The organism is Streptomyces sp. NPDC048278, from assembly GCF_040652195.1.
In the GTDB taxonomy this organism is placed as follows: domain Bacteria; phylum Actinomycetota; class Actinomycetes; order Streptomycetales; family Streptomycetaceae; genus Streptomyces.
The window spans coordinates 1-22087 of sequence record NZ_JBEZLP010000030.1 but is presented as its reverse complement, the minus strand read 5'-3'; the positions used below and the strand labels follow the sequence as shown (position 1 = coordinate 22087).

Below are 22087 nucleotides of genomic sequence, written 5' to 3'. Positions count from 1 at the left end.
CGACCCGAGAGGCCCGGAACGCCTGGGGGAGCGGTGGCACGAGTGGCGCGGCGGCCCGTCAACCGCCGCGCCACGCTCACGACTTCGGATGAACGGGCGTCGCCCGCCCGCACCGCGTCGATAGGTTCGCGACCGTGGACTACTACGACCTGGGCAGTCACGGCCGACGCGTGACGACTTCGTCCGCCGCAGCGCAGACCTGGTTCGACCGGGGACTGAACTGGACCTACGCCTTCAACCACGAGGAGGCCGTCCGCTGTTTCGAGGCGGCAGGCGCCGCGGATCCGGACTGCGCCATGGCCGACTGGGGCCTCGCCTACGCCCTCGGCCCCAACTACAACAAACCCTGGGAGTTCTTCGACCCGGACGACCTGACGCACACGGTGGAGCGGACCCATGCGGCCGTGGAACGCGCCCATGCCAAGGCCGCGCACGCGACCCCCGTCGAACGCGCCCTGATCGAGGCGCTGCGCGCCCGCTACCCGCAGGCCGCGGCCCCGGACGCGGCGGCCTGCTCGGTGTGGAACACCGGCTACGCCGACAGCCTGCGCACCGCCTACGCACTGGCCCCCGACGACCTCGACGTCGCCGCCCTCTACGCGGACGCCCTGATGAACCTCACCCCCTGGCAGCTCTGGGACATCCGCAGCGGCCGGCCGGCCGACGGGGCCCGCACGGAGGAGGCGAAGGCCGTACTGGAGCGGGCCCTCGGGACCGAGGCCGGCACCCGGCACCCCGGGCTGCTGCACCTCTACATCCACCTCATGGAGATGTCGCCCACGCCCGAGACCGCCCTCCCGGTCGCGGACCGGCTGCGCGGCCTCGTGCCCGACGCCGGGCACCTCCAGCACATGCCCTCGCACCTGGAGGTCCTCTGCGGCGACTACCGGCGCGTCGTCGCCGACAACGCCGCGGCCGTCGCCGCCGACGAGAAGTACCTCGCCCGGGCCGGCGCGATGAACTTCTACACCCTCTACCGCTGCCACAACCTGCACTTCGGGATCTACGGCGCGATGTTCCAGGGCCGCCTCCAGGACGCCCTCGCCACGGCCGAACGGCTCGAAGCCGCCGTACCGGAGGAACTGCTGCGGGTGCAGAGCCCGCCGATGGCCGACTGGCTGGAGGGGTTCCTGGCGATGCGGGTGCACGTCCTGGTCCGCTTCGGCCGCTGGGACGACATCCTGCGCCTGCCGCTGCCCGCCGACCCCGGGCTGTACTGCGTGACCACCGCGATGCTGCACTACGCGCGCGGTGTCGCGCACGCGGCCACCGGCCGGATCGCCGAGGCCGAGACCGACCGGGCCCGCTTCCGGGACGCGGTCGCCGCCGTTCCGGAGACCCGCATGCTGTTCAACAACACCTGCGCCGACATCCTGGCGATCGCCTCCGCCATGCTCGACGGCGAACTCGCCTACCGCAAGGGTGACTTCGACACGGCCTTCGCCGAGCTGCGCCGGTCCGTCGACCTGGACGACAACCTCCCGTACGACGAGCCCTGGGGCTGGATGCAGCCCACCCGGCACGCCTACGGCGCCCTGCTCCTCGAACGCGGCCGGATCGCCGAGGCCGAGGCGGTCTACCGGGCCGACCTCGGGCTGGACGACACCCTGCCCCGGCCGTTGCAGCATCCGGGCAACGTCTGGGCGCTGCACGGCTTCCACGAGTGCCTGCGGCGGCTCGGCCGGGACGGCGAGGCGCGGATCGTGGGCCGGCAGCTGAAGCTGGCGGTCGCCTGCGCGGATGTGCCGATCAGGGCGTCGTGCTTCTGTCGGGCGGAGTGCTGCGGGGCGTAGCGGGCGCCGCGGTCTGCCGTCGTTCGTCCGCGGCGCCGTCGTGGCTGGTCGCGCAGTTCCTCCCCCCAGCCTTCGGCCGGGGGGACCCCCAGCGCCCCTTCGGGGCACAGGTCGTTGTCAGAGGGCCCTGGCTATCAGGAGGGCCACGTCGTCGTGGTCGTCGGGGTGGCGCAGGCCGTGCAGGAGGAGGTCGCAGGTTTCCTCCAGGGGGCGGTGGGGCTCGTCGAGGAAGCCGAGGAGGACGTCGAGGCGGTCGTCGATGGGGTGGCGGCGGGTCTCGACCAGGCCGTCGGTGTACAGGACCAGCAGGTCGCCCTGGTCGAAGGCGACGGTCGTCGTCTCGAAGGGGATGCCGCCGACCCCCAGCGGGGCGGCCGTCGGCAGCTCCAGCAGGGCCGCCGGCCGGTCGCAGTGCACCAGGGCGGGCGGCATGTGGCCCGCGTTGGCGATCTCGCAGGTCCTGGTGTGCGGGTCGTACACCGCGTACAGGCAGGTGACGATGTAGTGCTCCAGATCGCAGGTGATCCGGTCCAGGTGCCGGAGCACCGCGTCCGGGGGCAGCTCCAGGTCCGCGTAGGCGCAGGTGGCGGTGCGCAGCCGGCCCATGGTGGCGGCGGCGTCGATGCCGTTGCCCATCACGTCGCCGACGACCAGCACCGTCCGGTCCTGCGACAGCGGGATCACGTCGTACCAGTCGCCGCCCACCTCGCTCGTCGCCTGCGCCGGTTCGTAGCGGGAGGCCAGCTCCAGGCCGGTGTGCTCGGGCGGATGGTCGGGCAGGAGGCTGCGCTGGAGGGTGAGGGCGGTGTTGCGGACGCTCTGGAACCAGCGGGCGTTGTCGATGGCCACGGCGGCCCGCCCGGCCAGCTCGGTGGCGAGGACGACGTCGTCCTCGTCGAAGGGGAGCGGATTGCGGGTCCGCTTGAGGTCGAGAGCGCCGAGCACCTCGCCGTGCGCGATCAGCGGCACCGCGAGATACGAGTGCACGCCCGCCTCCGCCAGCAGGGCACCGCCCTCCGGGCTGCGGGCGATGCGCGGCAGGTCGTGCTTGCCGACCCGCGGGACCAGCACCGGGCGCGCGGAGTGCACGCACAGCGTGACCAGCCGGTCGCCGTCGTAGGAGGCGAGGTCACCGGGCGTGTCGGCGGCCCGCAGGGCGACCGTGGGATGGGCGGCCTTGAGGGCCAGGGCCCGGAACAGCTCCGGGCCGTTGTCGGGACGGCGCGAGCGGCGCAGGGCCAGCGCCGCGTCCAGCACGTCCACCGCGACCACGTCCGCGAGCACCGGGGTGGCGATCTCGGCCAGCTCGTGCGCCGTGCGCTCCACCTCCAGCGAGGTGCCCACCCGGGCCGAGGCGTCGGCGATCAGGGCGAGGCGGCGCCGGGCCCGGTCGGCCTCGGCCGCCGCGCGGTGCCGTTCCGTCACGTCGACCACCGAGATCGCGGCGCCCAGGACCCGGCCGCCGGAGTCCTCGAGCCGGTAGAACGACAGCGACCAGGCGTGCTCCTGCTCCGGATCGGCGGGCGGACGGCCTACGTGGTACTGGTCGAGCAGCGGCGTGCCCGTGGTGAGCACCTGGCGCAGCGCCGACTCCACGGTGTCGATGTCGGGCAACGGCAGCGTCTCCCGCAGATGGCGGCCGATGTGCTCCTCGGCCGGGACGCCGTCGATCCGCTCCAGCGCCGGGTTCACCAGGAGGTAGCGCAGATCCGGATCGAGCAGGGCCAGGCCGATCGGGGACTGGTTGATCAGCCGCTCGCACAGCGCCAGGTCGGTCTCCAGCCGCTGGAGCAGGTTGTGGTCCGCGACGATGCCCAGGGCGTAGACGTCGCCGAGATCGTCCAGCAGCCGCATGGTGCGGAACTCCATCAGCCGGCTGCCGCCGTCCTTGTGCCGCACCGGGAAGGCACCGGCCCAGCTGCGCCCGCTCTCCAGCACGTCCATGAAGACCTTCACCGCGGCCTTCAGATGGTCCGGCTGAATGAGCAGCCGCGCCGCGTTCCTGCGCAGGGCCTCCTCGGACGTGTAGCCGAAGAGTTCCTCGGCCTGCGGGGTCCAGAACACGATCCGGCCCTGCGAGTCCAGCGCCACCGCGGCCACGCTCAGCAGGTCCAGCAGGCCGGTCGGACGCGGTCCGCCGGACCCGTACTCCTCACCGCCGGAGCCGTCGGCGCCACCGGCCCGCAGGGAACCCACAGCCATCCCTCAACCACCTCCACCGGCCGCCGGGCCGATGCCGATGCCGCTGCTACGGCCCTTCCATGCTGCCCCGGCTCGCGGCTCACCCCAACTCCAGACCGGGTACCCCGGTCCGCGCCGGTCTCACGCAGTGTGTCCGGCCGCGCGTCCCACGCCCGTCAGGGGCCGCGCGCAACACGTGGACAAGCAGGAACATTGGGGTACGTACAGGATGTAGCCAATGAATTCTCCGCGAGAAGACTTCGAGGTGCCGACCACCGTGGGGCCGTACGACCTCCTGGACGCCTCCAGCGACGCCGCGGCCGTGCTGTCGGCAGAGGGCGACGTGATCGGCTGGACCCGTGGCGCCGAGACCCTGCTCGGCCATCCGGCCGCCGCCGTGCTCGGGCACCCGGCGGCGCGGCTGCTCGCCATGCGCGTCGACCCGGCCCGGGCCGCCGGCGTCGCCGAGCGCTGCCGCTCGGGCATGGGATGGAGCGGCCTCGTCCCGGTACGGCACCTCGACGGCCACAGCGTCGTCGTCGACCTGCGGGTCTCCGCGTCCTTCCGGATCGGCGCCGCCGAGTGCTTCCTGGTTTCGGCGCGGGAGCAGCGCCCCCAGTGGACCGTGGGCCAGTCCGTCCTCGACGGGTTCCTCACCCGGTCGCCGATCGGCATGGCCGTGATGGACCTGGAGCTGCGGTACGTCTGGCTGAACGACACCCTGGAGCAGTTCGGCGGGGTCCCCCGCGAGCAGCGCCTGGGCCGCCGGCTGAGCGAGCTGCTGCCCGGTCTGCAGGGGACCACCATCGAGGGCCTGATGCGCAAGGTGCTGACGACCAGGGAGCCGGTCACCGAGTACGAGTACATCGGCTGGAGCTGGTCGGATCCGCACCGCCGGCGCGCCTACTCGACGTCGTTCTTCCCGCTCGTCGACCCCGACGACGCGGTGACCGGCGTCTGCTACATGGTCGCCGACGTCACCGAACGCTGGAACGCGCGGCAACTGCTGTCGATGGTGAACGAGGCCGGCACCCGCATCGGCACCACCCTCGACGTGCTGCGCACCGCCCAGGAACTCGCCGACTTCGCCGTCCCGCGCTTCGCCGACTTCGTCATCGTCGACCTCCTGGAGCCCGTCCTCAGCAACGAGGGACACGGTGCCTGGCTGCCCGACGCGGGCCCGGCCCCCACCCGGGCGGTGATGCGGCGCGCCGCGCTGCGCTCGGTGCGCGAGGGCAGTCCCGAGGCCGTGGCGCGGGTCGGCGACCGGGTCGACTTCCTGCCCCCGCCGCACGGCGTCGGCCTGCTCATCGACGGCGAGCCGGTCCTCATCCCCGAACTCGACCCGGACGACCACCTGTGGATCACCGAACAGCCCGCGCGGGCCGACCGCATCCGGGAGTTCGGACTGCACACCCTGATCTCGGTGCCGATGCGGGCGCGCGACACCGTCCTGGGCCTCACCACCTTCGCCCGCTCGCTCAACCCGCTCTCCTTCGCACCCGACGACGTCCTGCTCGCCCAGGAACTGGTCGCGCGCGCCGCCCTCTGCGTCGACAACGCCCGCCGCTACACCAGGGAGCACACGGCGGCCGTCACCCTCCAGCGCAGCCTGCTGCCGCAGGCCCTGACCGGCGGTACGGCCGTGGACGTGGCCTCCTCCTACCTGCCGGCCGACGCGACGGACGGTGTCGGCGGCGACTGGTTCGACGTGATCCCGCTCTCCGGTGCCCGGGTCGGGCTGGTCGTCGGCGACGTGGTCGGGCACGGTCTCACCGCGGCGGCGAGCATGGGCCGGCTGCGTACCGCCGTCCAGACCCTCGCCGACATGGACATGCCCCCGGACGAACTCCTCGCCCACCTCGACGACCTCGTGCTGCGGCTGGGGGAGGAGGGGAACGCGGGCGGGCCGGCGGAGGGCGGTGCGGACACGTTCGTCGGGGCGAGCTGCCTGTACGCCGTCTACGACCCGGTGACCAGGCGGTGCGCGATGGCCCGCGCGGGGCACCCGCCACCGGTGGTCGTCTCGCCCGACGGGCACGTCCACTTCCCCGAGATCCCCGCCGGTCCGCCGCTCGGGCTCGGTGGGATGGCCTTCGAGGCCACCGAGATCGAACTCGCCGAGGGCAGCCTGTTCGGCCTGTACACCGACGGCCTCATCGAAGGCGCCGACCAGGACGTCGAACTGGGCATGGCCCGCCTGCGCGGTGCGCTGTCCGCCCCCGGCGCCGATCTCGACGCGCTGTGCACGTCGGCCGTCCAGCAGCTGGTCCCCGTGCCCCAGCCCGACGACATCGCCCTGCTGCTGGCCCGCACCCACGCCCTGGGCGCCGACCACGTCGTCTCCTGGGAGGTGCCGGTCGACCCGGCCGCCGTCGCCGACGTCCGCGCCGAGGCGGTCCGCCAGGTGGTCGCGTGGGGCTACGAGGAACTGGCGACGACCACCGAGCTCATCGTCAGCGAACTGGTCACCAACGCCATCCGCTACGCCGAACCGCCCATCCGGCTACGGCTGTTGCGCGACGCCTGGCTGACCTGCGAGGTCGCCGACGGCAGCAGCACCGCGCCCCGGCTGCGGCACGCCCGGAGCACCGACGAGGGCGGCCGGGGCCTCTTCCTGGTGGCCCAGCTCGCCCACCGGTGGGGCGTCCGCTACACCGGGGAAGGCAAGATCATCTGGGCCGAGCAGGAGATCCCCGGGGCGTGACCGGTCGTGTACGGACCGTCCCGGCCCCCCTGTTGAATTCGCACGTATGGCCGTACGCTGTCAATTCACAAGGATTCGGCAGCAATTGGGGGAGCCGCCATGTCCGGGGACGGCGTGTACGGTCCGCACCAGGAACCACCGCACCAGGGCCCGCAGAACCACGGCTTCCCGGGCCAGGGCCTACCGCACCAGGGCTTTCCCGGCCCGGGTTTCCCGCCTCCCGGCCCGTTCGTGCCGCCCATGCCGTCGGCTCCGCCACCCGCGCCGGCGGACCCCCTGCGCGCCACCGCCGTCGCCCTGCTCAACCTGAGCGGCCTCGGCCTCGGCTACCTGCTCCTGCGAAGATGGATCCCGATGGCCGCGTGTCTGGCGGCCACCGTCGTCCTGCTGGTCGTGGCCCTGCCCGCGGACGCCGACGGCGTGCCCGGCACCGCGCTCGTCCTGTACGCCGTGCTCCTCCTGCTGGCCGCCGTCCACGGCTGGTTCGCCGGCCTGCGCACCCGTCTGGTGTGGCCGGGGCAGCGGCCCGTCGCGCTCGTGCTGGGCGTCGTCCTGCTCGCCGTCCCGGTGGGCGGTGCGCTCTGGTACGACAGCGCCCGGCACGAAGCCGTCGAACGCGCCCTCCTCGCCCGGCTCGACCGCGCCGACCGGCAGGTCGACGCGGCCTCCGGACAGGATTTCGGCACCGCCAGGTCGGGTTACCGCAACGCGCTGGCCGTCTACCGCGACCTCGCCGTCCACCACGCCGGCTCACGCGCCGCCGCCCAGGTCCCCGACCGCCTGAAGACCTACTACACGACGGTCGCGGCGGCCTACAGCCACCGCGACTACTGCGCGGCCGTCGAACCGCTCCAGTTCCTGCGGACGGTGCCCGACTCCATGCCGAAGGACCAGCTCGGCACGCTCGCCCACTGGCCCGACGACCGGCTGGCCACCTCGCTCTACGAGTGCGGCGCGCAGGGCCTGTCCACCGGCGGGACCGACTGGGTCGACCGGTTCGGCGACCTGCTGAGCACGTTCCCCGACTCCGGCCAGGCCGCCAAGGTCGTACCCGCCGTGGACGCCGCGGAGAAGAAGGCGGCGAAGGCGGTCTCCGGGAAGGACCCGTGCGGCGCCGTCAAGCAGCTGGGCACCCTGAACACGCAGATCACCCAGCTGTCGAACGGGTCGGGCGCCGAGGCCGACGGTCTCGGCAAGGTCGCCGGCCGGGCCGAACGCAGCGGGAACGCGGGGGAGTACCAGTGCGGCGTCCAGCAGTACCGGGACGGCGACTACGCACAGGCGCAGGAGACCATGCAGCAGTTCGTCTCCGACAACCCGCACGACGGCAACCGCGACCACGCCCGCAAGATCGCCATCGGCGCCGAGGTCGCCCAGACCCTCCCCGCAGCAGGGAAGAAGCTGCCCACCACCGCCTCCGGCGGCGGCATCTCCGTGACCGTCAAGAACGACAGCCCCGACGACATCACCGTCCTGTACACCGGCCCGGTCACCGGCAGCTTCACCCTGAAGGCGTGCGGCAGTTGCAAGGCCTACTCGTTCGCCAGCCCGCTCATCAGCGGCTGGGAGCCGTGCAGCGACAGCGGCAAGAACTACCCGCAGCGCACCATCAGCCTCCCGCCCGGCACCACGTACTTCGTGCACAAGCCGAAGAACGACAGCACCGCCACCCCGGGCTCCGACACCGCCAAGCTGCGCTACGGCTACATCTACACCGAGTGCGCGTACACCACGCAGACGCTGGGGTCCACGTACTGAGCGGGGTGCGAGGCTGTCGTACCGGCCAACTAAGCTCCCGCGCATGAACGACGAGGGCAGGGACGACCCCGCGAGACGGGTCGTCGACGGGCGGTTCGAGCTGGAGGCGCGGCTCGGTGGCGGCGGCATGGGAACGGTGTGGCGGGCCACCGACCTGGTACTGCGGCGCAGCGTGGCCGTGAAGGAGGTACGCCCGTCCGACCCCGGCCTCGCCGAGTGGGACCCGGAGGCCGCCCGGCTGCTGCGGGAACGGGTACTGCGGGAGGCCCGCGCGCTGGCCCGGGTCGACCACCCCAACGTGGTGACGATCCATCACATCGTCGACGGCGGCCCCGGGAGCTACCCGTGGATCGTCATGGAGCTCGTGACCGGCGGCTCGCTGGCCGACCGGCTCGCCGCCGGCCCGATGAACCCGGTCGAGGCCGCGCGCATCGGCCGCGAGGTGCTGGCCGCGCTCCGCGCCGCCCACGAGGCCGGCATCGAACACCGCGACGTCAAACCCGCCAACGTGCTGCTGCGCCCCGACGGGCGTCCCGTCCTCACCGACTTCGGCATCGCCGCCGTCCGCGAGTCGACCGCCCTCACCGCCACCGGCTCGGTCATCGGCACCCCCGACTACATGGCGCCGGAACGCGTCTCCGGCAAGGACGGCGGGCCGGCCGCGGACCTGTGGTCGCTCGCGATGATGCTGTACGTCGCCGTCGAGGGCCACCATCCGCTGCGCCGGGGCACCACCCTCGCCACGCTCGCCGCGGTCCTCGCCGAGGACGTCCCGCCGCCGGTCCAGGCCGGGCCCCTCACCGACGTCCTCACCCGGGTCCTCGTCCGCGACCCGGCGGCCCGCCCCGACGCCGCCGCGCTGGAGCGGATGCTGGCCCGGGCCGCCCTGCAGACCGAGTCCCCCACGTCCTTCCCGCTGCAACCCCCGGCCGCGCCGCCGCAGGACGCCGTCCCGCAGGACATGCGGCCCCTGACCACGGCGCCCATGTCCCCCGGAGCCGCCCCGCGCCGCCGCCGGACACTGCTCCTGCTGCCCGTGGCCGCGGTGGCCCTGGCCGGCGCGCTCACCTGGACGCTGCTGCCGGACCTGGGCGGTCAGGCCTCCGGGGCCTCCGGCGGCCAGGCCTCCGGGGCCACGGACTCCGGCACCGGCCCGGCCACGACCTCGCCCTCGGCCCGGAGCACCGGCTCACCCACGGCCGCGCAGCAGACCGCCACGTCCGACCTGCTGACCCCGCAGGGCATCCGCACCGCCGTCGCCGCCCTGGAGAAGCAGACCGGCCGGAACCGCTTCGGCAAGCTCACCGTGTACCCCGAGTACGTCGTCGCCTACATGATGGTGAAGGGCAGCGACACCGCGTACGACATGTACACCTACCGCTCCGGCCAGGGCGTGCAGAAGGACATCATCTCGGGCAGCCTGACCGGCGACGACAGGCCCGTCAGCCTCGACGGCTTCGCCTGGGACAAGGTCCCCTCGCTGCTGGCCCAGGCCCGCAAGCAGCTCAAGGTGCCCGATCCCGACAGCCGCTACCTCGTCCTCGTCCTGCCGGGCAACGCCTTCGGCGACCCCGCCGGGATGTCCGTCTACCTCAGCAACAAGTACAACCAGGGCGGCTACCTCCAGACGGACAGTCAGGGCAAGGTCGTCAAGGTGATGCCGTACGACGGCTGAGCGGACCCCGCCGAACGCACGCGGTGCCCTCACCCCGTCAGGGTCCGCACCGGCGTTCCGGCCCGCCACGCCGCGATGTCCTCGACCGCGTCCCGGTAGAACACCTCGTACAGATCCCGGCTGACATAGCCGATGTGCGGGGTCACCACGGCGTTCGGCAGGGTACGCAGCGGGTGGTCCGGCGGCAGCGGTTCGCGGTCGAAGACGTCCAGCGCCGCGGAGGCGATGCCTCCCTCGGTGAGCGCCCTGATCAGCGCCGCCTCCTCCACCACGGGCCCGCGTGAGGTGTTCACCAGGATCGCCGTCGGCTTCATCAGGCCCAGCTCGCGGGCCCCGACCAGACCCCGGGTGCGCTCGCTGAGCACGACATGGACGCTCAGCACGTCGGAGCGCTCGAACAACTCGTCCCGTGCCACACAGGTCACTCCCTTCGCCTGCGCGTCCGCCGGAGTCAGGTGCCGGCTCCAGGCGATGCACCGCATCCCGAAGGCGCGCCCCACCTCCGTCACCGCGGTCCCCAGCCGGCCGAGGCCAAGCACCCCCAGCGTGGTGCCCCGCAGGCTCGTCCCCAGCCCCTCCTGCCAGCCGCCCCGCCGCACCGAGTCCACCTGCTGCGGGATCAGCCGCGCCGCGGACAGGATCAGCCCCCAGGTGAGTTCGGCCGTCGGGTGCGAGAAGTACCCGGTCCCGCAGACCGTGACCCCCAGCCGGCGTGCGGCGTCCACATCGATCGCCGCGTTGACCGGCCCGGTGGTGACCAGCAGCTTCAGGCGCGGCAGCCGGTCCAGGGCCGACGCGGGGAAAGGCGTCCGCTCGCGCATGGCCACGACCACCTCGAAGTCGGCGAGCGCGGCCACCACCGCGTCCTCGCCGCCGAAGGGCTCCGAGAAGACCCGCACGTCGGCGCGGAGCGACGCCCAGTCCGCGAGACCCAGCGCCACACCCTGGTAGTCGTCCAGGATCGCGATCCTCATCCGCATTCCTCCCGTTCTCTGCCCCGCTCCTCGGAGCAGGTCGGTCATCTGTAGGGCACCTCCGGGGACGCCGTCATGTCCACGGTCCTGCACCCGGTGGCCCATGGCATCCCGTGCACGCCCGCGGCCCGCACTTGGTCTGCACCATTGACATGTACGCGTAGCGGGGCCTTCAATGCGGCTCACCCGCATATGTATCCGACGGTCACGTATGAGGAAGGCCCCCGCATGGTCACCCCCCACCCGCACCTCGCCTGGCCCCGCACCCTGCTGAGACTGTTCGCCCTGTTCGCCGTCGTGCTCGGCGTCCAGGCCGCCCCCGCCCATCACGCCCGCGCCGCCACCACCGTCAACGTGATCGCCTTCTACGACGGCACCTACGACGCGGCCCACATCAGCTTCGACCACGAGGCCAACACCTGGTTCCCGCAGGCCGGCGCGGCGAACGGCTTCACCTACACCGCGACCACGGACTGGAGCCGGCTCAACGCCTCCACGCTGGCCGGCTACCAGGTCGTCATGTTCCTCGACGACTATCCCCACACCGCGTCCCAGCAGGCCGCCTTCCAGACCTACGTGGCGAACGGAGGCGGGTTCATCGGCTTCCACGTCTCGGCGTACAACGACGACACCGGCGACTGGCCCTGGTACCACAACACCTTCCTCGGCACCGGCACGTTCAAGAGCAACTCCTGGGGGCCGACCCAGGAGACCCTGCAGATCGACGACCCCTCGCACCCGGCGACCGCGAACCTCCCGTCCACCATCACGTCCTCGGTGAGCGAGTGGTACAGCTGGCAGAACGACCTGCGGCAGAACCCGGCCATCGACATCCTCGCCTCGATGGCCCCGTCGACCTTCCCGGTCGGCACCGACCCCAACCAGACCTGGTACAGCGGCTACTACCCGATCGTCTGGTCCAACCGGAACTACAAGATGGTCTACAACAACTTCGGCCACAACGCGATGGACTACGCGACCAACACCACGCTGTCGTCGACGTTCGCGAGCGACCGGCAGAACCAGCTCCTGCTCCAGGAGATCAAGTGGGCGGCAGGCCAGTCCGGTCCGGTCACCCCGCCCACCGGCGCCACCGGACCGATCCACGGGTACGGCGGCAAGTGCGTGGACGTCGCGGGCGCCGCCACCGCCAACGGCACCGCCGTACAGCTCTACGACTGCAACGGCACCGGCGCCCAGAACTGGACGGTCGGCAGCTCGGGCACCCTCACCGCCCTCGGCAAGTGCATGGACGTCACCGGGGCCGGCACCGCCAACGGCACCAAGGTCCAGCTGTACGACTGCAACGGTTCCGGCTCGCAGGTCTGGCAGGCGGGCTCCAACGGCTCGCTCGTCAACCCGCAGTCGGGCAAGTGCCTCGACGCCACCGGACCGAGCTCCGCCAACGGCACCCGGCTCCAGATCTGGTCCTGCTCGGGAGCCGCCAACCAGAACTGGACCCTCCCGTCCTGACCCACCCGACACCCCGGTGCGACGCGGGCATGCCGGCACCCGGCATGCCCGCGTCGCACGTGTTCGCCGGGGACGGCACCCCCGGGGCGGCGGAAGGGCGGAGAGCGGGCGGCAGGCGTCAGCGCCGTTCACCTTAGGTTGCGGGTCCAAGGGCATCTCCGCAGGCGGCACGTCGGTATACGGTCCGAAGCGCTCGCCCCGACAGAAGTGGCTCACGTCAACGGAGATTCCGGCCGAACCCGCCGCGCAGGCGCCGCGCGGACGGCAGCCGGGACCGACCTGACGCGGCTCCCGCTGTCGGCCCGGCGGCAGAGCCGCGGTGCACCCGTCGATCGGGAGTCGACAGGTCACCCCAGCGCCGCCCCCGGACGTCGCCCTGTCACTCCACTGCCCCGAGGTGCCCTGTGGCCATGCCTTCTCCTGCCTCGTCCCCGTCGTCCGCGCCGCCCGACACCGGTACCGGCGGCCGGCACATCACGGCCACCGTCGTGCTGGCCTGCCTCGGGGTGTTCGTCTCGTACCTGCCGGTCGTCGGCGTCTCCGTCGCGCTGCCGGTCATGCAACAGGCCCTCGACGCCTCCACCGAGGGCCTGCAGTGGATCACCGACGCCTTCATCCTGCCGACCGCGGCACTGCTTCTGACCTGCGGCATGGTCGGCGACCTGTACGGCCGCAAGAAGACGTACCTCGCCGGGCTCGCGCTGTTCTGCGTCGGCTGCCTGGTCTGCCTGACCGCCGGCAGCGTCGTGCAGGTCTGCGTGGGCCAGGCCCTCACCGGTGTCGGCACCGCCGCGCTGCTGCCCGCCACGCTCGCCCTGATCGGCCACGTCATCCCGGACCCCCGCAAACGCGCTCGCGCGATAGCCCTCTGGACGGCCGCCCTCGGCCTCGGACTGACCCTCGGCCCGGTGGTCAACGGCGTGATCGTGGCGCACACGAGCTGGCGGTGGATCTTCCTGCCCTCGCTCGTCCTCGCCGTGGTCACCGCCGTGCTCGGCGCCGTCGTCCTCACCGACTCCCGCGCCGAGCGCGAGCGCCACCTGGACATCCCGGGCCAACTGCTGGCCGTCGTCGCCATCACCGGCCTGGTCTACGGCGTCATCGAGGGCGGCAGCGCCGGCTGGTCCTCGGCCCAGGTCGTGATCGCCCTCGTGGCAGCCGCCCTCGGCGCGGCCGGGTTCGTCCTCGTGGAACTTCGCTCCGCCTGCCCGATGCTCGACATGCGCCTGTTCACGTCCCGGGCGTTCTCCGGCGCGGCACTCGTCATGGCCGTCACCCTGTTCGCCCAGGTCGGCCTGGTCTTCGCGCTCAGCGAGTACTTCGGGCTCGTCCACCACGCCTCGACGCTGGACATCGGCATCCGGCTCATCGCCATCAACGGCTTCACGGTGGTGCTCGGCCCGCTGGTCGGGCGGCTGATGAACCGGGTCACGCCCGGACTGCTCCTGGTCACCGGCCTGGTCGTCGGCGGCATCGGCGCGCTGCTGATGAACGCCTTCCAGGCCGGCACCGGCACCGGCGAGGCCGCCCTGATCATCGGCGTCCTCGGCATCGGCATCGCGCTCGCCATGGCGCCGATCACCACCATCGCCATGGACGCCCTGCCGCACCGGCTCGGCGGCACCGCCGCCGCGGCCAACAGCGCGCTCCGCCAGATCGGCAGCGCCCTCGGCCCCGCCGTCTTCGGCGTCGTCCTCACCCACCGCACCCTGGCCACCCTGCCCGGCCACCTCGCCTCGTCCGGGCTGAGCCCCGCCGACCAGGGCCAGGTGAGCGGCCTGGTGTCCCACGTCGGCATCCAGGCGGGCGCCTTCCTGCAGCTGAAGACCCCGGCGAGCACCGGACAGGCACAGGCCGCCTACGGCGCGAGCTTCACCGACGCTCTGCACACCTGCGCCCTCGTCGGCGGCATCGGGATGCTGGTGGCCGCGGTGATCGCCGTGGCACTCATCGGGATCCGCCCGGCCCGCGCCCCGCAGGCGGCACCGGAGGCGGCGGTGCACCCGGCCGGCGCCGCCGGCTGAACCACGGGGCGAAGCGGCCGGCCACCGCACGGTGACCGGCCGCTTCGCCCCGCTCTCCGGCACCCGTCAGCGCGCGAGCAGTTCGAGCGTGTCGATCACCCGGTTCGAGAAGCCCCACTCGTTGTCGTACCAGGCGACCACCTTGACGTGGCGGCCGTCGACACGGGTCAGGGCCGAGTCGAAGATCGACGAGGCGGGGTTGCCCGTGATGTCCGACGACACCAGCGGGTCCTCCGAGTACTCCAGGACACCCGCGAGCGGCCCCTCGGCCGCCGTGCGGTACGCGGCCAGCACCTCGTCGCGCGTCACGTCACGGGACACGGTCGTGTTGAGCTCGACGATCGAGCCCACCGGCACCGGCACCCGGATCGAGTCGCCCGACAGCCTGCCGTCGAGGTTCGGCAGCACCAGCCCGATCGCCTTGGCGGCGCCGGTCGTGGTCGGCACGATGTTGACCCCGGCGGCACGGGCGCGCCGGGGGTCGCGGTGTGGGCCGTCCTGCAGGTTCTGCTCCTGCGTGTAGGCGTGCACCGTGGTCATGAACCCGTGCTCGATACCGGCGAGTTCGTCGAGGACGGCGGCCAGCGGCGCGAGCGCGTTGGTCGTGCAGGACGCGTTGGAGACGATCGTGTGCAGCTCCGCGTCGTACGCGTCGGTGTTCACGCCGTACGCCAGCGTCACGTCCGCACCGTCCGACGGCGCGCTGACCAGCACCTTCCGGGCACCCGCGTCGAGGTGGGCGCGGGCGGCCTTCGCCGAGGTGAAGCGGCCGGTCGACTCCAGCACGATGTCCACGCCGAGTTCGGCCCACGGCAGCTGCGCCGGCTCGCGCTCGGCGAGGACCTTGATGCGGCGGCCGTCGACGACGAGGACGTCCCCGTCGACGCTCACCGGGCGACCGAGGCGGCCGGCCGTGGAGTCGAAGGCGAGCAGCCGCGCGAGGGCGGCCGGCTCCGTGAGGTCGTTGACGGCGACGATCTCCAGGCTGCTGTCCCGCTCCAGCAGGGCCCGCAGCACATTGCGTCCGATGCGGCCGAATCCGTTGACGGCGATACGAGTCATAAGTGGTGTCCCTTCGCTACGCCACCAGGTTCGCGGGTCGCCCGCGGCCGGGACAGCGGCGAGAACGCCATGGTTCGAAAGGATCCCGCCAGGGCGTCACCCGGGCGGCCCTACTCGCCCTTGGTGAAGGTGCGCCGGTAGTCGCTCGGCGTCGTGCCGAGGATCCGCTGGAAGTGCAGCCGCAGGTTCGCGCCGGTGCCGAGGCCGACGTCGCCGGCGATCTGCTCGACGCTCCGCTCCGACCGTTCGAGGAGTTCACGGGCCAGGTCGATCCGGGCGCGCATCACCCACTGCATCGGCGTGTACCCGGTGTCCGCCACGAACCGCCGCGAGAACGTCCGCGCCGACACCCCCGCGTGCCGGGCGAGCACGTCGAGGGTGAGCGGCTCGCCGAGCCGGTGCAGCGCCCACTCGCGGGTCGCGGCGAACCGCTCCCCGAGTGGCTCGGGCACGCTGCGCGGCACGTACTGCGCCTGGCCGCCGCTGCGGTAGGGGGCCGCCACCAGCCGCCGGGCCGCGTGGTTGGAGGCGGCGACGCCCAGGTCACCGCGGAGGATGTGCAGGCACAGGTCGATCCCCGAGGCCGCGCCGGCCGACGTCAGCACGCTGCCCTCGTCGACGAAGAGCACGTTCTCGTCCACCTTGACCAGCGGATGCTTTTCGGCGAGGGCGCGCGTGTAGTGCCAGTGCGTGGTGGCCCGCCTGCCGTCGAGCAGCCCGGTCGCGGCCAGCGCGAAGGCCCCCGTCGAGATCGCGGCCAGCCGCGCGCCCCGCCGGTGCGCGCCGAGCAGCGCGTCGACGACGGCCTGCGGCGGGTCGTCCCGGTCCGGGAACCGGTACCCGGGCACGAACACGATCTCCGCCCACTCCAGCGCGTCCAGGCCGTCGGCGACGTGGTACGACAGCCCGTCGCCGCCGGTGACCAGACCGGGCGCCGCACCGCACACCCGTACCTCGTACGGCATGCTCGCCCGGGTCGTGAACACCTGCGCCGGGATGCCGACGTCGAGGGGTTTCGCCCCCTCCAGCACAAGGACGGCGACGCGATGCAGACGGACGGGAGACACATCGGACAGGGTACGAGGCCCCGACCCCGCCCCTCGGCATGGGCGGGCACTCGTTCGGGTGCATGCCCGCGGTGGGTGACGGCGGCCGGTCGCCTGAGCCCGATGATGGAGCCATGCCTGGAGCGGACGCAGAGGTGCCGGTGCTGATCGTCGGCGGGGGCCCGGTCGGGCTCACCGCGCGGGCGCTGCTGGGCCGCTGGGGGGTGCCGTCCCTGCTGGTCGAGAAGCACCGGGAGCTGTCCCCGTTCCCCCGGTCCCGGCTGGTCAACGTGCGGTCCATGGAGATCTTCCGCCGGCTCGGGGTCGCCGAAAGAGTCGCGGCGGACGCGTTCGCACGCGAGTACGGGCGGGTGCGCTTCCGGGACACCCTGTGCGACCCCGACTTCGCCAGCGCCGCCATGGTCGGGGTGCGTGCCACGGTCGCCGAGAGCCCGGTCGTCGGGGTGGTCACCTCGCAGGACCGGCTGGAGCCCACCCTGCTGGCCGCCGCCGGGGGAGAGGTGCGGTTCGGCACCGAACTGGTAGGCCTGGAAGAGGACACGGAGGGTGTCGTCGCCGTACTCGCCGACGGCGGGAACGGCGGGCGGACCCGCGTCCGGGCCCGGTACGTGATCGCCGCCGACGGCGCGAACTCCACCGTCCGCGAGCGGCTGGGCATCCCCGCCACCGGCCCCGGAGCGCTCGGCGACTACACCACCGTCGTGTTCGACGCCGACCTGGGCCGCTGGTGCGCGCACCAGCCCGCCGGGGTCTACTTCACCGCGTTCGGCACCTTCACCCCGCTCTACCCGGAGGGCGGCTGGGCCTGGTTCGGCGCCACGCCCGAAGGGAACGGGCAGACCGACTGGTCCGCCCGCGTCTCGCACGCCCTGGGCCCCGGTGCCGCCGTACGCGCCGACGTGGTGCGGATCCAGCACTGGTCGATGACCGCGCACGTCGCCGAGAGCTTCCGGCGGGGCCGGGTGCTGCTGGCGGGCGACGCCGCGCACGCGGTCCCGCCGATCGGCGGCCTCGGCATGAACGCCGGTGTCGCGGACGCGCACAACCTGTGCTGGAAACTGGCCGGCGTGCTGCAGGGCTGGGCCGGACCCGCCCTGCTGGACACGTACGAGACCGAGCGCCGGCCGGTGGCCCACGAGACGCTCCGCCAGGCGGTCGCCAACACCCGGCTGCTGGTCCAGGTGCAGGACCTGCGCAAGGAGCAGTTGCGCAGCGGCTCCCCGGCGCCGGTCGAACTGCCCTGGTCGGAGCGGTACTTCGCACAGCTCGGCCTGGTCCTCGGCACGGCGTACGACTCCGCAGCCGTCCTCGGCGACGGCGACGGCGACAGCGGCGGCGGCGCAGGCTACGGCCATGGCGACGGCGCAGGCGACGGTCGGCCGGAGGCCCCCGGCACCGAGTACGTGCCCACCGCGCGGCCGGGCCACCGCATGCCCCACCACTGGCTCTCCCCGGGCCGCTCCACGCTCGACGCGCTCGGCGAGTGGTTCACCGTGCTCACCCCGGACCCCGGCCCCTGGCGGCGGCACACCACCGGCCCCTGGCCGGTGCGCGTCGAGCCGCTGCCCGGCGAACCCGCAGGACGGTACGGCCTGGGCCCGCACGGCGGTGCGCTTCTCGTCCGCCCCGACGGCCACATCGCCGCCCGCTGGGACGGGCCCCCGCCGGCCGGCTCGGCGCTGCGCGACGCCCTGACCGCCGTCACGTCGTGCGCGGCGGGGCGGTGCTCTCCCTGACCACCAGGCGGGCCGGGACGAGGTCGGTGCCGGGACGGGAGTCGTCGCCGGTGCGGAGCTGCCGCAGGACACCCTCCACACACCGGCGGCCGACCTCGGCGAAGTCCTGGTGGACGGTGGTGAGGGGCGGGATGTAGAAGGCCGCGTCCGGGGTGTCGTCGAAGCCGACCACGCTGATGTCCGCGGGGACGGACCGGCCCCGCTCGTGGCAGGCCCGCAGCACACCCAGCGCCATCTGGTCGTTGGCCGCGAACACGGCGGTGCACTCGGGCTCCTCGGCGAGCGCGAGCCCCGCCGCGTAACCGGACTCGGCCGACCAGTCACCGCGCAGCGGCGCCGGGACCGGACACCCCGCCTCCGCCAGCACCGCCTCCCAGGCCTGCGCCCGTCGCTGCGCCGCGTACGAGGACCCGGGCCCCGCCACATGCCACACCGTGCGGTGCCTCAGGTCCAGCAGGTGCCGTACGGCCCTGCGCGCGCCGTCGGCCTGGTCGGTGTCGACCACGCCGTAGCGGTCCCCGGCGTCCGAGTCCACGACCACGACATGGACGCCGGGCGGCAGGTGCACGGTGGCGGCGTCCAGGAGATGGATCTCCATGATGACGATGACGGCGTCCACCGCCAGCTCGCCCATCCGCGTGAAGGCGCCCAGCACGTTGTCCTGTGTGGCCACGTCGATGGGGATCAGGGTGATGGCGTAGCCCTCGGCCGCCGCATGCGTGGCGATCGCCTCGACGGTGCGGCTGCTGCCCGTGGAGGAGAGGCTGAACAGGATCACGCCGATGGTGTTGAACCGGCCGTAACGCAGGGCGCGGGCCGCGCTGTTGGGCCGGTAGCCGAGCTCCCGCATCGCGGCCAGCACCTGCTCCCGGGTGGAACCGACCACCCCGGCATGCCCGTTGGAGACCCGCGAGACCGTCTGCGAGGAGACCCCGGCGAGTTCGGCGACGTCCGCCATGGAGACGCGCTGTTTGCGGCGCCCGCCGGAAACCCCGGAACCGTCCCGCCGCGCCCCGCCGGCGGCCGGTTCGACCGGCTGCTCCGGCTCGTTCAGGACCATCGCCCCACCCCTCAATTCTCCTTCATGCACGGGAAGTCGGGACCGGGAATCTTGACGGCCGCAGGAGCGGGTGCCACGATTCCGACGCTTTCGAGTTTACGTAAACATCGCCTCGTGACCAGCCCCGGCGGAGATCCCGTGGGCATGGTCGCGGAGGAGATGTTCACGTGAACATGCCGCGTCGATGTTTACGTGAACACGTGCGCGGGCCCGCGGGCCCCCGCGTCGAGCCGCCGTCTTCCGAAAGGGCACGTTGATGCGCAAGACCCCCGCCAGAACCCCTATCGCCCCCCGCACCCGCGCCGCCCTCGCGGCGGTCGCGATCGCCGCGGTCGGCGCCACGACCCTCACCGGCAGCCCCGCCTCCGCCGCCGTACCGGGTCACGGCACCAGCCAGTTCAAGGGCGTCAACTGGGCCGACCCGCGCGACAACTACGCCGACGACCCGGTGGTCCTCTCCGGCCTGTCGCTCTCCGACAGCTACGCCCAGACCTATGCCAAGGCGACCCGGGTGATCGCGGCCTTCCGCGCCAACCTCGGGGCCAACACCGTACGGCTGCCCATCAACCCGTACACGGTGAACGGCTCCTACTGGAAGTCCTACCGCGGGGTCATCGACGCGGCCTCCGCGCGGGGCTTCAAGGTGATCGTCTCCTACTGGGAGGGCACCGGCGCGAACAAGGACGGCTTCATCGACGACGAGGCCACCTACTGGCCCATGTGGAACACGGTCGTCAAGGCCTACCGGCACGACCCGCACGTCTACTTCGAGCCGATGAACGAGCCGCACGGTTACACCGACGCCGAGTGGGCCGACCTCGCGGCGAAGTGGCTGGCCACCTACCCGTCCGTCCCGCACGACCGCGTCTTCGTCAGCGGCGCCGGCTACAACGACCACGTCACCACCGTCTGCGCCGACCCGCGCCTGAAGGGCACCTACCTCTCCCTGCACCACTACGGCTTCTGGAAGAGCTACGCCACCTACGACCAGTGGGTGGCCGACCTGAAGGAGCGCCTCGGCGACTGCGCGAACCGCACGGTCGCCGACGAGTTCGGCGCCCCCATGACGACAGGCCTCGACTACGACAAGCCCGCTCCGGACGACAACTCCGTCAACTTCATCCAGGCCGACACCGACACCTTCCGCAAGCTCGGCATGGGCTCGGTGTACTGGCCCGGCCTGCGCACCGACGACACGTACTCGATCCAGAAGCTCGTCGGCGACGCGTCCCGCCCCTGGCTGGCCACCACCAACCAGTCCGGCGCCGACCGCCTCGCCTGGGCCTGGGGCCGCGGCAGGCCGATCGACGGCTGACCGCCACCGGGGCGGCTTCGGCCGCCCCAAAGGGGCGCTGGGGGTACCCCCGGCCGAAGGCTGGGGGAGGAACTGCGCGACCAGCCACGACGGCGCCGCGGACACATGACTGCGGCACTCCAGCGGAGCGGCTAGGGCTGCAGACGCAGCACATACGTCAGCCCCGGACCACGGGAGAGCCGCGTCTCACCGTTCACGGTGAACCCCGTCCGGGCGAGGACGGCCCGGGACGCCGCGTTGCGGAGGTCGGCGGCGGCCCGCAGGGTGGTCAGCCCGTAGGTGTCGACGGCGCGTCGGCACACCTGGCGTACGCCCCAGGTGGCGAGCCCCCGCCCGGTGGCCCGCTCCGCGATCCGGTACCCCAGGTCGGCGCCGCCGTCCGCGACGTCCACCAGGTTGACCCGCCCCAGCACCTCGCCCGCCGGGTCGACCAGCACGTGGAAGTAGCAGGTCCCGGCCTCCTGTTCGGCCAGCCGCGCCCGGTGCACCACGTCGAACCGGGCGAAGTAGTCGTCACCGCGGTCCGGGACGGCCGCCGCGAAATAGGCGCGGTTCTCCGACTCGAAGGCGAGCAGTGCCGCGGCGTGGTCGGCGCGGAGCAACTGGAGTTCTGGCATGGGAAGGACGGTAGGCAGTGCGGCCGTCCGCCCGCCAACGCATTAGTCCCGGCGCAGGTCCTTCACCCGGCGCAGCTTGCCGAGCGAGCGCTCCAGCGTCTCCGGCTCGACGACCGCGACCTCCACGGTGACGCCGACGCCGTCCTTGATGCCCTGGACGATCGTCCTCGTCGCGGCCGTACGGTCGTCGAGGGTGGCGTCGGGCCGCGCCTCGACCTGGACGGTCATGTGGTCCATCCGTCCCCGCCGGCTGATCTGGATCTGGAAGTGCGGGGCCACCCCCGGCGTCCGCAGCACGATCTCCTCCACCTGGCTGGGGAAGACGTTGACCCCCCGGAGGATGATCATGTCGTCGCACCGGCCGGTGATCTTCTCGATCCGGCGGAACCCGGGACGTGCCGTGCCGGGCAGCAGCCGGGTCAGGTCCCTGGTGCGGTAGCGGATGACGGGCAGCGCCTCCTTGGTCAGCGAGGTGAAGACCAGTTCGCCGCTCTCGCCCTCCGCCAGCGCCTCGTCGGTCAGCGGATCCACGACCTCCGGGTAGAAGTGGTCCTCCGAAACCTTTCAGTAGGACCGTCTTTCGCGCTAGCTTCGGCCCATGCCCATCGCACCCGAGTACCTGCACCTGGTGAGACCGGACCTCGC

General features: G+C 72.8%; 14 protein-coding genes and 1 pseudogene. 8 read left to right on the top strand and 7 right to left on the bottom strand.

Annotated elements, in window-relative coordinates:
- Positions 1–134 precede the first annotated feature (134 nt).
- Entirely contained in the window at positions 135–1793 is a 1659-nt protein-coding gene (locus tag AB0D74_RS37470) for a hypothetical protein (protein ID WP_362596916.1), read from the top strand.
- Positions 1794–1910: 117 nt separating this feature from the next.
- On the opposite strand, the gene AB0D74_RS37465 is transcribed toward AB0D74_RS37470, so the two are convergent.
- Positions 1911–3995 (bottom strand): SpoIIE family protein phosphatase, encoded by a 2085-nt coding sequence (locus tag AB0D74_RS37465; protein WP_362596913.1) that lies wholly within the window; start codon positions 3993–3995, stop codon positions 1911–1913.
- 217 nt (positions 3996–4212) lie between these two features.
- Between AB0D74_RS37465 and AB0D74_RS37460 the strand changes: the two genes are divergently transcribed.
- The 3 genes from AB0D74_RS37460 to AB0D74_RS37450 all read left to right on the top strand — a co-directional run bounded on the left by AB0D74_RS37460 (position 4213) and on the right by AB0D74_RS37450 (position 10114).
- Complete coding sequence (locus AB0D74_RS37460) at positions 4213–6681, top strand: SpoIIE family protein phosphatase (protein ID WP_362596910.1); 2469 nt, start codon at positions 4213–4215, stop codon at positions 6679–6681.
- Between the two features lie 240 nt (positions 6682–6921).
- Positions 6922–8439 carry a hypothetical protein gene (locus AB0D74_RS37455; RefSeq protein WP_362597148.1) on the top strand — a complete coding sequence of 506 codons (1518 nt, stop codon included), beginning with the start codon at positions 6922–6924 and terminating at the stop codon, positions 8437–8439.
- A 43-nt stretch (positions 8440–8482) separates the two neighbouring features.
- The gene (locus tag AB0D74_RS37450) at positions 8483–10114 is read left to right on the top strand and encodes a serine/threonine-protein kinase (protein ID WP_362596907.1); all 1632 of its coding nucleotides are present in this window, start codon (positions 8483–8485) and stop codon (positions 10112–10114) included.
- Between the two features lie 29 nt (positions 10115–10143).
- Here the strand turns inward: AB0D74_RS37450 and AB0D74_RS37445 are convergent, their stop codons facing one another.
- Positions 10144–11088, bottom strand: coding sequence for a D-2-hydroxyacid dehydrogenase family protein (locus tag AB0D74_RS37445; RefSeq protein WP_362596904.1), 945 nt, complete (start codon positions 11086–11088; stop codon positions 10144–10146).
- Between the two features lie 228 nt (positions 11089–11316).
- Here AB0D74_RS37445 and AB0D74_RS37440 point away from each other — a divergent pair, with 228 nt between their 5' ends.
- Complete coding sequence (locus AB0D74_RS37440; protein WP_362596901.1) at positions 11317–12561, top strand: ThuA domain-containing protein; 1245 nt, start codon at positions 11317–11319, stop codon at positions 12559–12561.
- 410 nt (positions 12562–12971) lie between these two features.
- Complete coding sequence (locus tag AB0D74_RS37435; RefSeq protein WP_362596898.1) at positions 12972–14585, top strand: MFS transporter; 1614 nt, start codon at positions 12972–12974, stop codon at positions 14583–14585.
- Between the two features lie 66 nt (positions 14586–14651).
- On the opposite strand, the gene gap is transcribed toward AB0D74_RS37435, so the two are convergent.
- Both gap and AB0D74_RS37425 read right to left on the bottom strand, forming a co-directional pair.
- Positions 14652–15647, bottom strand: coding sequence for a type I glyceraldehyde-3-phosphate dehydrogenase (gap, locus tag AB0D74_RS37430; RefSeq protein WP_362596894.1), 996 nt, complete (start codon positions 15645–15647; stop codon positions 14652–14654).
- Between the two features lie 110 nt (positions 15648–15757).
- Positions 15758–16714, bottom strand: coding sequence for a helix-turn-helix domain-containing protein (locus AB0D74_RS37425; RefSeq protein ID WP_362596891.1), 957 nt, complete (start codon positions 16712–16714; stop codon positions 15758–15760).
- A 113-nt stretch (positions 16715–16827) separates the two neighbouring features.
- Between AB0D74_RS37425 and AB0D74_RS37420 the strand changes: the two genes are divergently transcribed.
- Positions 16828–18450, top strand: a complete 1623-nt coding sequence (locus AB0D74_RS37420) for an FAD-dependent monooxygenase (RefSeq protein ID WP_362596888.1) — start codon at positions 16828–16830, stop codon at positions 18448–18450.
- Here AB0D74_RS37420 and AB0D74_RS37415 read toward each other — a convergent pair.
- A complete protein-coding gene (locus AB0D74_RS37415; protein ID WP_362596885.1) occupies positions 18416–19510 on the bottom strand; it encodes a LacI family DNA-binding transcriptional regulator in 1095 nt (364 codons plus the stop codon). The genes AB0D74_RS37420 and AB0D74_RS37415 overlap by 35 nt on opposite strands.
- 256 nt (positions 19511–19766) lie before the next feature.
- On the opposite strand from AB0D74_RS37415, the gene AB0D74_RS37410 reads away from it, so the two are divergent.
- A complete protein-coding gene (locus AB0D74_RS37410; protein ID WP_362596882.1) occupies positions 19767–20825 on the top strand; it encodes a cellulase family glycosylhydrolase in 1059 nt (352 codons plus the stop codon).
- A gap of 131 nt (positions 20826–20956) precedes the next feature.
- On the opposite strand, the gene AB0D74_RS37405 is transcribed toward AB0D74_RS37410, so the two are convergent.
- Both AB0D74_RS37405 and AB0D74_RS37400 read right to left on the bottom strand, forming a co-directional pair.
- The gene (locus AB0D74_RS37405; protein ID WP_362596879.1) at positions 20957–21442 is read right to left on the bottom strand and encodes a GNAT family N-acetyltransferase; all 486 of its coding nucleotides are present in this window, start codon (positions 21440–21442) and stop codon (positions 20957–20959) included.
- Between the two features lie 42 nt (positions 21443–21484).
- Positions 21485–22087: pseudogene (locus AB0D74_RS37400) on the bottom strand (phenylacetate--CoA ligase); the annotation flags it as partial.